Origin of the sequence: Propionimicrobium sp. BV2F7, assembly GCF_000510445.1 — a bacterium.
GTDB lineage: Bacteria > Actinomycetota > Actinomycetes > Propionibacteriales > Propionibacteriaceae > Propionimicrobium > Propionimicrobium lymphophilum.
Window position 1 is genome coordinate 434,784 of the sequence record NZ_AZIS01000004.1, and the last position, 11,133, is coordinate 445,916.

Here is an 11,133-nt window from a genome sequence, read left to right on the forward strand (position 1 = left end):
TATCGCCGGCCACTAGGGCATGTGACCGGCGATATCTAGCTATTGGTTATTTGCGGTCTTCGAAGTCTTCCTCCTCTTTAATGGCAGGCGAGACCCCGGAGGTCGCCGCCTCGATGGTCGGCTTCGCGTCGGGGTACTTGCTGAGGTAGAACCTGGCGATCATGCGGGCGACCTGCTCGTATGTGACGGTTGCGGTGTTTATCACCATGTCGTAGTACTCGTCGGAGTTCGGGTCCCACTGGTACAGCTTGTGGGACATTTCGGCGCGGATGCGGTCTTCAGCCTCGCACTGTTCTTGAGCCTCATACGCGGGCAGTCCGGTCTGCTGCGAGACCCGCTCGATGCGTTTGCCGATCGGAGCGACGAGCCGGATGTGCATTGCGCCGACCACCTTGCCGAGCACCAGCGCGCCGTTGCGTCCCAGCAGGACACCGCCGTTCGACACCGCCTTGAGCACGGTCTGCGTGTTGTTGCTGGCCATGGTGTGGTCGTATGCCTGGTCTGCGGCCGCAGAAAGCAACGAATCCTGCGTGCCCGTGTAGCTGATCTTTCGCAGCCAGCGGTCGAAGCCGGAGTCCGAGATGAGCGCGGAAGCGTCCACCTTGGCGAGCTGTTCGGAGCTGAACGCCTGCTGGACGAACGGCACGCCCAATTCCTTCGCAACCATCGGGCCGATGTCGGTGGCGCCCGAACCACGTAGCCCGAAGAGCGTCACGATTGGGGGAGCCCCGGTGCCTGCCTTGCGTAGCAGTGTGGTGCGTCCGTCACCAACCTCTTTTTCGACGACGACGGCCTCGGTTTCGACACCCGCAGCCTCAGAGACCGCGGACTGGGTGCGTCGCTCGTTGAGTTCGCTGACGATCTGCGCGTGCAAGTCGGCGGAAAGCGGGTAGCGCAGCATGATAATCACCGCGATCAGCGCTAACGCTGCGGGCAGCAGGCCGATCGCCACTCTGATGCCCAGCTGCACTTGCTCAATGTCTGCTCCGGTCTTGTTGTAGCCGAACAGGCCGATGACGAACGCACCAGCCCAGCCGCCGAGGCCCTGGCCGCACTTACGGATGAACGACAGCACGGAGTAGGAGCCGCCCTCCGCGCGGACGCCGGACTTCCATTCGCCATAGTCGACGGTGTCGGCCTGCATGGAGAACATCAGCGCGTTGGTGCCACCGGATGCGAAACCGAACAGGAACCAGGCGATGATCGCGATGGGTAGGCCACCGTTGGGCACGAAGAAGATGAGCACGAACGAGATGGCCGTCAAAACCGCGCAGCACAGGTAGCCGTTTCGCTTGCCGAAACGAACCGTGATGGTGGGCACGATCGACGCAACGATGATTGTGCCGACGGTCTGCGAGAGCATCAGGAATACCCAGTAGCCGGCGCTGCCAAGTATTTCTCGTGCGTAGTACATGCCGACCGCGTTCATCGTGAACATTGCGGCGAGGACGAAGAACGCGCCAGAACACAGAATCAGGAGCGGCTTGTTCTGGCCGACCATCTTGAAGGTGCGCTTCATGGACATCTTGCCGGTGGAGCGCGGCACGACTTCTTTGCTCTTTGCGAAGCAGATCAGGTAGAGGATGATCGCTACGACGGCGATCGCCGCCATGATTATCGTGAATTTCTGGCGGATGCCGTCGGCAGCGGTGTCCTGGAACTGCGGTGCGACGACCAGGGACAGGATGACGCCCGTGGCTGAGGAGGCGATCGAGCGCGCGCCCGAGAGCCTGGACCGGTCGACGGGGTCCTGCGTCATGGCGGCGGACAGCGAGCCGTAGGGAATGTTGGTAAACGAGTAGCACAGCTGGAAGGCGCAGTCGAAGAGCAGAACCCACGCAACTACGCGGGCGCTGCCGTCAGGTGCCCAACCGTAGGGGACGCTGAACAGCAGCACGAAAACTAGTGCTAGCGGCCCGGACACCCAGAGCAGCCACGGCCGCAGCGTGCCCCATCTGGTTCGCGGCCTGTCGACCACTTGGCCAGCGGTCAGGTCGCAGATGCCTGCCCACACTTTGGTGATCAGGTAAATGGTTCCCGCGATTCCCGCGCTGATGCCCGCGATGTCCGTCATGAAGATCATGAGGAACATTGACGTCATCAGGAACGAAAGGTTGTTGGCTACGTCGCCAAGCGAATATGCCAGGACTGTTCCGCCCGAAAGTCTTTTGCCTGCGACGCCCTTGCCGCCTTTATTTGCCGGTTTAGCCTCGGCAACCGATTTTTGCGCCATTGCACTTACTCCTTGCCGACTGTCATAGTCGAGACCAGAAGACGCCGTCATCGGCGCCGCCTAATGTAATAGAAGCTAATCCAAATGCCGCGCGGTTGCTGCTGGTTACCTTTTGTTGCCAAGGGAAAAAGGGTAACCAGCAACTAGTTGTTTTGCTGGAAAATCTGATCCGCCATCACGATGCGGTACGAGTAGCCCTGTTCTGTCAGGAAGCGCTGGCGGTGGGCGGCGAATTCGGCGTCGGATGTGTCGCGGGTGACGACGTTGTAGAAGTGAGCCACCTTCTCGGGCTCCTCCGGGTTGGGACGAAGCAGCCGGCCCAGCCGTTGGGCTTCCTCTTGGCGGGACCCGAACGTGCCGGATACTTGGATGGCCACTTGAGCAGCGGGCAGGTCGATGGAGAAGTTGGCCACTTTGCTGACCACCAGCAGGTTGATCTGGCCGGTGCGGAACTGTGCGTAATATTCCTCGCGCAGCTTGTTTGGGGTTTTGCCGGTGATGAGCTGGGCTCCGATCTTGTCCGCCAGCGCCTCGAGCTGGTCTAGGTATTGTCCGATGACGAGCGTCGGCTCGCCCTCGTGCAGCGCAAGCAGGTCTTGCACCGCGTGGGTTTTAGCGTTCGCGTTGGCTGCCAGCCGGTAGCGCACGTCCTTCTCGGAGGTGGCGTAGAGCATCTTTTCGTCGGGGTCTAGGTCCACCCGCACCTCGACGCAGTCGGCAGGGGCGATGTAGCCCTGTTTCTCGATTTCGCGCCAGGGCGCCGCGTAGCGTTTCGGCCCGATGAGGCTGAAGACGTCGGCCTCGTGGCCGTCCTCGCGAACCAGGGTTGCGGTGAGCCCGAGACGTCGCCTGGCCTGCAGGTCGGCGACCATCCTGAAAACGGGCGCGGGCAGCAGGTGCACCTCGTCGTAGATGATCAGGCCCCAGTCGCGGGCGCCGAAAAGCTCCATGTGGTGGTGGACGCCGTCGCGCTTTGTGGTGAGCACTTGGTAGGTGGCGATGGTGACCGGACGAATCTGCTTGAGCGAGCCGGAGTATTCGCCGATCTCGTCGGGGGTCAGTGTTGTGCGCGCAATCAGTTCGTCGCGCCACTGCCTGGCGGCGATGGTGTTGGTGCAAAGAATTAGCGTGGTGGCTTTGGCCAGGTCCATCGCAGCCGCACCGACGATGGTTTTTCCCGCCCCGCACGGCAGCACGACGACTCCGGAACCGCCCGCCCAGAAGCTATCGGCGGCCTCCCGTTGGTAGTCGCGAACCTGCCAGCCGTCCTCCAGAAGGCTAATGGGGTGGGCCTCACCGTCCACGTACCCGGCCAGATCCTCGGCCGGCCAACCCAGCTTAAGCAGCGTGTGCTTCAGTTCGCCGCGCTCGGACGGGTGCACGATGACGGTGGTGTCGTCGATCTGCGCGCCCAGCTGCCCGTCGGTTTTGGGGTTTTCTACGATCTCTTTCAGCACGCCTGCGTTTTTGGACGCCAGGATCAAGCCTTGGGTGGGGTGCTGTTCAATGGTGAGCACGCCGTAGCGGCTCATGGTGTCGGTGATTTCGATGAGCAGGTGAGCGGGCACGGGGTAGCGCGACCAGGTGAGCAGCGCGTGCACCACCTGCTCGGCGTCTAGACCAGCGGCGCGCGCATTCCACAGCCCTAGTGGCGTGATGCGGTAAGTGTGGACGTACTCGGGTGCTCTTTCGAGCTCCGCGAACTGGGCGATGTCGCCGCGGCAGGCGGGAGCGTCGGGGTGGTTGATTTCGAGCAGCAGCGTGCGGTCGGACTGCACGATCAGCGGCCCTGGCGAATTCTGAGGCTCAATAAAACTCATCACCTTCCAGTATCGCGCTGCGTCAAAAAAATGCGCACGAATTGTCACGAAACAGCCACAGCAGCCAGGCCATGTGGGCAACTGTGTGTCGAATGTGGCTAAGATGCATTGGTACGACAGGGGAGCCGTTAAGGCTGAGAGTGCGGAAAGTCCGCAGACCCTCGAACCTGAACCGGGTAATGCCGGCGGAGGTAGTCGAGCTCTGCCACAATTTCGTGGCCCTCTGCGATGAAACGGAGGAAGTCTTGTTTCTAGCAGGAAAATCATTCAAACTTGTCGCCGCTGGGCTGGCGGTGTGTACCGCTTTCGTCATGAGCGGCTGCGGCGCTTCGGAAACCGGCGCCGAGCAGTCCGCTGCGCAGGCCACCAAAGAGGTGACGCTTGTCGCATACGATTCTTTCCCGGCTAAGGACATCCAGCCGGGTTTCGAGGCTGCGACCGGTTACAAGCTGAACGTGATTGAGGGCGGCGACTCCGCCGAACTCACCAACAAGCTGGTGGTTTCCAAGGACAACCCGCTGGGTGACGTGGCCGTTGGTATGGACAACAACACCGCGCTGACCGCGTACGAGAAGGGCGTGTTTGACGATTCCGGCGTCAAGCTGCCCGAGGGCGTGGAAAAGTATTCGCTTGCGGACGCCGACCATCTGGTTCCGTTCGACCGCTCGCAGTACTGCATCAACTACGACGAAAAATGGCTGAAGGACAAGAACATCACTGCGCCTACGTCGCTGGCCGACCTTACTAAGCCCGAATACAAGGACATGTTGATCGTCGAGGACCCGCGCAAGTCGACGCCGGGCATGGGCTTCATGACCGCCACGATCGCGGCTCAGGGCGAAGATTGGACCAGCTACTGGAGTGCGTTGAAGGATAACGGCGTTGAGATCGCCGACGGCTGGACCGAGGCGTTCGCCAAGTTCTCCTCCAACGAGGGCGGCACGAAGCCGATGATGGCCGGATTCGCTTCCAGCTCCGCCTACCCCACAGGCGAGGACGAGGCCGGCAACGAGATCTACAACATGAAGACCCTCGCCGGTAGCTGCTACGACGCCGTCGAATATATGGGCCTGCTGAAGGGTGCGAAGAACGTTGACGGCGCTAAGGCGCTGATCGAGTACCTGGTGACCACCGAGGCTCAGGAGATCATTTCTGAGGCCAACTACATGTACCCGGTCAACCCGGCAGCGAAGCTCCCGGAGGCTCTCGCCAAGTATGGCCCTGAGGTGGAAAACGCGCTGAGCCTTGACGCCAAGAAGGTCGCCGACAACCGCACCGAATGGCTCAAGACTTGGGCAGACACGATGGGCCGATAGCCCTAAGCCGGTCTGAAAGTGAGTAGATAAGTGGAGAAGAAACGTGCGTTTTAATCGCTCGATCGCGGCTTGCGCACGTCCGGACCGTCTACTCAACGCTGGGCGGGTGCTCGTCGTCACCTTGGCGGTGCTCGCCCCGCTCGCATTCTTGGGAATCTTTTTCATGTGGCCCGTGGGACGGATGGTCTCGATGGGTTTCTTGGGAGATTCCGGCGACGGGCTAGGGGAAATCCTTGGCCGCCCACGGTTGTGGGAGGTCACGGCAATGACCGTCGGCATGGCGTTCGGCGGCACCCTCGGCTCGCTGTTTTTGGGACTGCCGGGCGCATACGTCTTGTATCGGCTGCGGATCCCCGGCCAGAACGGGCTGCGCGCTTTTGTCTCAATCCCGTTCGTGCTGCCGGTGATGGCGGTGGCTGTGGGGTTCACGTCTCTGTTTGGGCCGGGCGCGCCGCTGGAGAGCTGGGGCCTGATGGGAACGAAGACCCTGGTGATCATCGCGATGACGTTCTTCAACTATTCGCTGGTGGTGCGCGTCGTCGGGCCGATGTGGGCTGGCCTGGACCCTCGAGCCGAGCAGGCAGCGGCTGCGCTGGGTGCTGGTCCCGCCAGGGTGTTTCTGACGGTGACGCTGCCCAGGCTGGTGCCGGCGATCTGCTCAGCGGCCAGCTTGATCTTTTTGTTCTGCGCGTCCAGCTACGCGCTGGTCCAGGTGCTCGGCGGGCCCGGCGCGACGACGCTGGAGGCCGAGATATACAACGAAACGGTCGCCTACATGGATTATCGGGCGGCAGCCGTGTTGAGCATCCTGCAGATCGCGATCGTCGTGGTTGCACTGATCATTTCCGAGCGGCTGCGCGGGCGCGTTGAAAGAGGGCAGAAGCTTGTCGCGGGCACAACTCGCGCCCCGAAGCTGATTGATCTGCCGGCAATCCTAGTCACCGCAGCGACTGTAGTCTTTCTGCTCGCCACCCCGATGGTGGGGCTGATCGCGAGGTCGCTTCGCCGCTCCGGACGTTGGACGCTGCAAAACTACACCGCCCTGGCGGACCCCCATGCCACTAAAGCCTTGCACACCAGCGTGTTCGCGTCGTTGGGCATCTCGCTGCAGACGGCGATTGTTGCGGCCCTGATCGCGCTGGCCGTCGGCGGTACGCTTTCTGTCGTCCTTTCCAGGCGGCCGAAGAGCCGGATGGGACGGCTCGGCAGCAAGGTATTGGACGCGATCTTCATGCTGCCGCTGGGCGTCTCAGCGGTCACTGTCGGTTTCGGTTTTTTGGTTACGCTCTCTGGGCCGCCCTTCCGGATGGCGACGAGCAGGTGGCTGGTTCCGATCGCGCAGGCGGTGGTGGCGATCCCGATGGTTGCCCGCACGATGTTGCCGACTCTGCGCGCGATAGATCCCCGTCAGCGGGAGGCCGCGCGGGCTCTCGGTGCCAGCCCCGAGCGAGTGTTGACCACGATCGACGGCCCATACCTGCTTCGCTGCGGTCTGGTGTCGGCCGGTTTCGCGCTGGCCATTTCGATGGGCGAGTTCGGCGCCACCTCGTTCTTGGCAAGGCCCCAAACTGCGACCCTGCCAGTGGCGATTTTTGCGCTGGCGTCGCGTCCAAGCCCGACCGAGCAGGGCATGGCGATGGCTGCGTCTGTGCTGTTGGCGGTTGTTACCGCGGCGATCATGGTTCTTGTTGAGCGGTTCCGGCCGCCGGGTTCGACGATGATGTGAGGGATGATGAGCGGACTTGATATCAGCCAGGCCGTCGTGAAGTACGGCGAGAAGATCGCGGTTGACCGGGTGAGCATTAGCGTCGCCCCCGGCGAAGTGGTCGCCCTGCTCGGGCCCAGCGGTTCGGGCAAGTCGTCGTTGCTGCGCGCTGTGCTCGGGTTGGAGCCGATCGCGGACGGTGCGATCTCTTGGGACGGGGTCGATCTTTCCCGTGTGCCCACGCACAAGCGCGGTTTTGGTTTGATGTTCCAGGAGGGACAGCTGTTCGGCTATCAGAATGTCGCCGGAAACGTCGCATACGGGCTGCGGGCCGCCGGTGTGGACGCCCAAACCCGCGAGAAACGCGTCGCCGAACTCCTCGACCTGGTTGGCCTTTCGGGCTATGCAGACCGCCAGATCACCCAGCTGTCTGGCGGCGAGGCTCAGCGAGTCGCCTTGGCTAGGTCGCTCGCCCCGAAGCCCAAACTCCTGGGGTTGGACGAGCCGTTATCCGCGCTAGATCGTTCCTTGCGCGAGCGGTTGAGCGGTGATTTGCGCGAGATCCTCACCGCGTCGAAGACCGCTGCCCTTTACGTCACTCACGACCAGGACGAGGCATTCGCGGTGGCGGACCGTATCGCCGTGTTGATCGGCGGACGGCTTTTAGCCCTTGGCACACCAGCTCAAGTTTGGACTAATCCGGGTACTAGACAGGTCGCAGAATTTTTGGGTTACGGGGCTTTCCTTAAACCAAGTGACATACGTGATTGGGGTCTGGCGGATTCGCTAGATAACTTTGGCCATTTAATAGCGTGTGCCCCCGGAGCTTTCCAATTAGCTGATGGTGGGATGAGGGTCAAAGTTTGCGCAGTTAATGTTCGTCGTGGCGATATCGGGGTGCAAGTAATGCTGCCTGATGGCCAACTTGTTGATGCGCTAACACCGCTTTCTAGACAGGCGGAAGCACTACAAGTCGGTGCGCAAGTGACATTAAGTTTTGATCTTTCTAAGACCGCCCCAGTGACGCCTTAACGGCTGTAAAACAGACTGAGTCTTAGCTTTTACTTGGACCTTAGATTTTCTGGGTGTTTCCTTAGAAAATGGCAGATATCGCTCATTTCGGTTGACGGTAATTTTTATTTTTCTGTAATTTCTTACCAGCAATCCACAGTTGCTTTCCCATTTATTTTGAATCTTTTTAGGAGACAAAAGTGAATCCAATGTCTAGGCGTGCTGCACTGGCGTCCGCTGTCTCGGTTACAGCCGCCCTAACCCTAGTTGCCCAGTCGGCTCCCAGTGTTTTGGCTGTCGAATCCATGCAAAATACTTCAAACACTTTGGCTATGGCTTCAAACGACGCTGTCGAAAATGCCCAAGCAGCTCGCGACCAGCAAAGCGCGAAGGTTGCTCAGCTGGAGCAGAAAGTTGCTCAAGCTAAGCAAAGCTATGAAGAGGCCAAGCAGGCTGAAAAGGATGCGCAGGATGCGTTAGCAGCGAAGAAAAAAGCTGCTATTGATGCCCAAAAGAATGATCCTAAGTATAAGGAAGCTGCCGAGGCACTTAACGCAGCTACCACTCAGCGCGATGATGCAGCCAAGAAATTGGCTTCGGCTAAGGCTGATCTGGCAAAAATTAAGGATGAGCTTGGTGCTAACGAGCAGCAGCTTAAAGCAGCCCAGGAAAAGCTAAGCGCTGCTCAAAAAGCTGATGAAGCAGCTAAGAATAGCGTCACCGAAAAAACCAAGCTAGCTAATGAAGCTGACGCTAATTTAACCAAGGCTAAAGATGCTGCGGCTAAGGCAGACGTTGCTGCGCTACAACAAAAGGTTACTGACCTTGAAAAAGAGTTAGCGCAGAAACAGAACGAAGCTCAGCAAGCTCAAGAAACGGCCGACAAAATTGCGAAAGACTATGAAGACGCAAATGAAGAGGCTCGAAAGCTTAATGCTGAATTCGAAACCAAAAAGGATAAGGTTTCAGAAGCAAGCAAAAATACCATCCAGGCTAGTGAAAAGTATCAGGAGCTCAAGGCCAAGCAGCAGCAACTGCCAGCCAAAATCCAGGAAAAAGATACTGAGCTGAAAAAAGCTCAGCAGGATGTTAAGGATGCTGAAGCTGAGGCAAATCAGCTTAAGCAGGAATATGAAGCTGCAAAGCAGGGTAGTGATGCTGGCAAGACCGAGACTGCAAAGGCAGCTATGGAAGCCGCCAATCAGAAACTTGCCAAAGCTAAAGAGCATGAGGCAACTGTCAAGGCTGAATACAACAAATTTTCCACTGAAGTAATCAATTTCGCTGCGCAGGTAAGGCAAGCAGAACAGGCTTTGGAAGATGCGAAGAAAATTCAGCAAGATCTTACTACTGAAACTGAAGCTGTCCGAGAGCAGCTAGTCGCGGCAGAACAAAAGCGTGATGAGCTGAAGCCAAAGGTTACATCTGCGAATGCCGCTGCGATAAAGGCAAATCAGGAAGTTTCACAAAAGAACAATGAGCTTAACACAGCACGTCAAGAGGTAGCTAAGGCTAACGAACTGGTTAAGGCGGTTGAGACTGCTGATCAGGTGGCTAAAGCTGCTAAAGCCAACCTGGACAAGGCAAATCAGCTAAAGCAAGAAACTGAAAAGAACTTTACCAAAGCCCAGCAGGAATACGATGGTATTGCTGCAAAAGATCCGCAAGCAGCCCAGAAATTAGCTGCTGCCACCGCTAAGGTAGACGGAGCTGAAGCAGATCTGAAAGATGCTGAAGCTATTGTGAAAAATGCTTCAGCCAGGCTCCAGGCGCTAATGGACGCTCTGCCAGCTTCACCAGAACTGCAGCAAGCTGAAAAAACTCTTGCTGAGAAGACTGAAGCAGTCCAAAAGGCTAAGCAAGACCTAGACACTTTCCAGGCTGAGTTGAAAGACGCTCGAGTAAAGCTCGGCGTGTTGGAGGCACAGCTTAACGCTGCCAAGGGTCCACAGAATGCTGGACAACCTGAAGGAAGCAAAAAATCTGAAGGAAACAAAGAAACTGATAAGCAGGATTCTGCTAACCAGACTTCCGAGAAGATGGCAGACAAGAAGCATAAAGCAAAGCGTGGTGTGCCTAACACCGGGGCAGAGGGCAATGCTAATGCAGCTGCTTTGCTGATTGCTGCTGCTGGCGCCAGCTATGTGGTGGCCCGCAGACGTAAAGACTAAAGCAACTGGTTAAATTAACGCAGCCTAGCAGCATCGTCAAAAGAAATTTGATGCCGCTAGGCTGCTTTTTTAGTTACCGGATAGCTGAAAATAGCCGCTCAGCAGTGGTTCAGGATGAGCGCCATGAATAGCGCCTTTGCGAAAATCAGTTTGGTATAAAAGAGGCAGGTGACCGTAACCATTTTGGGGTTAAAACACAGCGTTAAATTTCTTGATGTGCGGGTAGCCTGGTGGTTTGAAGACTGTTCCAAACGATCAAATCTGGGCTCAGGTTCGGGTAGAGGCCAACCGCGATGCCGAGCCAGCACTAGCTGGTTTCCTGCACGAGGCCATCTTGCGCCACCCCAGCTTGGAGTCCGCGCTGAGTTCTCTGCTTGCTGGCAAGCTTGCCAATCAAGCGATGACGGCCTCGGCGCTGGAATGTTTGATCGACGATGCCTTGATTGACCCGGATATTCGTGACGCCGTGCTCTGCGATCTGCAGGCGGTAGTCACCCGTGACCCGGCCACTCTCGGCTACACGCAGCCGTTCGCTGCGGACAGAGCCGCCACCAAAAAGATCGCGTTCATGATGTGTGCGGCGGGCACACCGGTCAGCTCCAGGACTCGCACGAACGGCGATTCATTGACCGTGCCGCCACCCTGTGCCCAGGCGACGAAGTGTGCATCGTCCTGGACGAATCGAAGACAGCGCCGGTCGGCTAAATCAAACTTCGATCCGCCCCGAAAATGCCCTACACGGTGGCAAATCCTGTGGAATAAATATAGGCTTCCTTGCCAAGAGGGAATCGGGTGAGAACCCCGAACTATCCCGTAACTGTGATGCGATGAGCTAAGTCAGATACCTCTCTAACTGAAGAAGTGCTTTGCGGCCACG

General features: G+C 58.4%; 6 protein-coding genes, 1 pseudogene and 2 riboswitches. Of the genes and pseudogenes, 5 read left to right on the forward strand and 2 right to left on the reverse strand.

From position 1 onward, the window contains the following. Positions 1-46: 46 nt before the first annotated feature. On the reverse strand, positions 47-2,233 hold the full coding sequence (locus tag HMPREF1255_RS06320; RefSeq protein ID WP_016454968.1) for a cytidylate kinase family protein: 2,187 nt from the start codon (positions 2,231-2,233) through the stop codon (positions 47-49). Positions 2,234-2,376: 143 nt separating this feature from the next. Further along, positions 2,377-4,053, reverse strand: coding sequence for a DNA repair helicase XPB (locus tag HMPREF1255_RS06325; RefSeq protein ID WP_024111257.1), 1,677 nt, complete (start codon positions 4,051-4,053; stop codon positions 2,377-2,379). A gap of 108 nt (positions 4,054-4,161) precedes the next feature. Further along, positions 4,162-4,264, forward strand: a riboswitch (TPP riboswitch). A 34-nt stretch (positions 4,265-4,298) separates the two neighbouring features. Here HMPREF1255_RS06325 and HMPREF1255_RS06330 point away from each other — a divergent pair. From HMPREF1255_RS06330 to cysE, 5 genes and pseudogenes are all read left to right on the forward strand, one after another. After that, positions 4,299-5,369 carry a thiamine ABC transporter substrate binding subunit gene (locus HMPREF1255_RS06330; RefSeq protein ID WP_024111079.1) on the forward strand — a complete coding sequence of 357 codons (1,071 nt, stop codon included), beginning with the start codon at positions 4,299-4,301 and terminating at the stop codon, positions 5,367-5,369. Positions 5,370-5,412: 43 nt separating this feature from the next. Next, positions 5,413-7,095, forward strand: coding sequence for an iron ABC transporter permease (locus HMPREF1255_RS06335; RefSeq protein WP_024111054.1), 1,683 nt, complete (start codon positions 5,413-5,415; stop codon positions 7,093-7,095). Between the two features lie 6 nt (positions 7,096-7,101). Next, a complete protein-coding gene (locus tag HMPREF1255_RS06340) occupies positions 7,102-8,106 on the forward strand; it encodes an ABC transporter ATP-binding protein (RefSeq protein ID WP_051395011.1) in 1,005 nt (334 codons plus the stop codon). A gap of 179 nt (positions 8,107-8,285) precedes the next feature. After that, entirely contained in the window at positions 8,286-10,256 is a 1,971-nt protein-coding gene (locus tag HMPREF1255_RS06345; RefSeq protein ID WP_016454963.1) for a hypothetical protein, read from the forward strand. 235 nt (positions 10,257-10,491) lie between these two features. Beyond that, positions 10,492-10,728 (forward strand): annotated as a pseudogene (cysE, locus tag HMPREF1255_RS06350) (serine O-acetyltransferase); the annotation flags it as partial. Positions 10,729-10,994: 266 nt separating this feature from the next. Beyond that, positions 10,995-11,124: riboswitch (cobalamin riboswitch) on the forward strand. Positions 11,125-11,133: the final 9 nt, after the last annotated feature.

Excerpts from the sequence above, each read along its gene's own strand:
- HMPREF1255_RS06320 (WP_016454968.1), bottom strand. The coding sequence starts at position 2,233 with ATGGCGCAAAAATCGGTTGCCGAGGCTAAACCGGCAAATAAAGGCGGC.
- HMPREF1255_RS06325 (WP_024111257.1), bottom strand. The coding sequence starts at position 4,053 with ATGAGTTTTATTGAGCCTCAGAATTCGCCAGGGCCGCTGATCGTGCAG.
- HMPREF1255_RS06340 (WP_051395011.1), top strand. The coding sequence starts at position 7,102 with ATGAGCGGACTTGATATCAGCCAGGCCGTCGTGAAGTACGGCGAGAAG.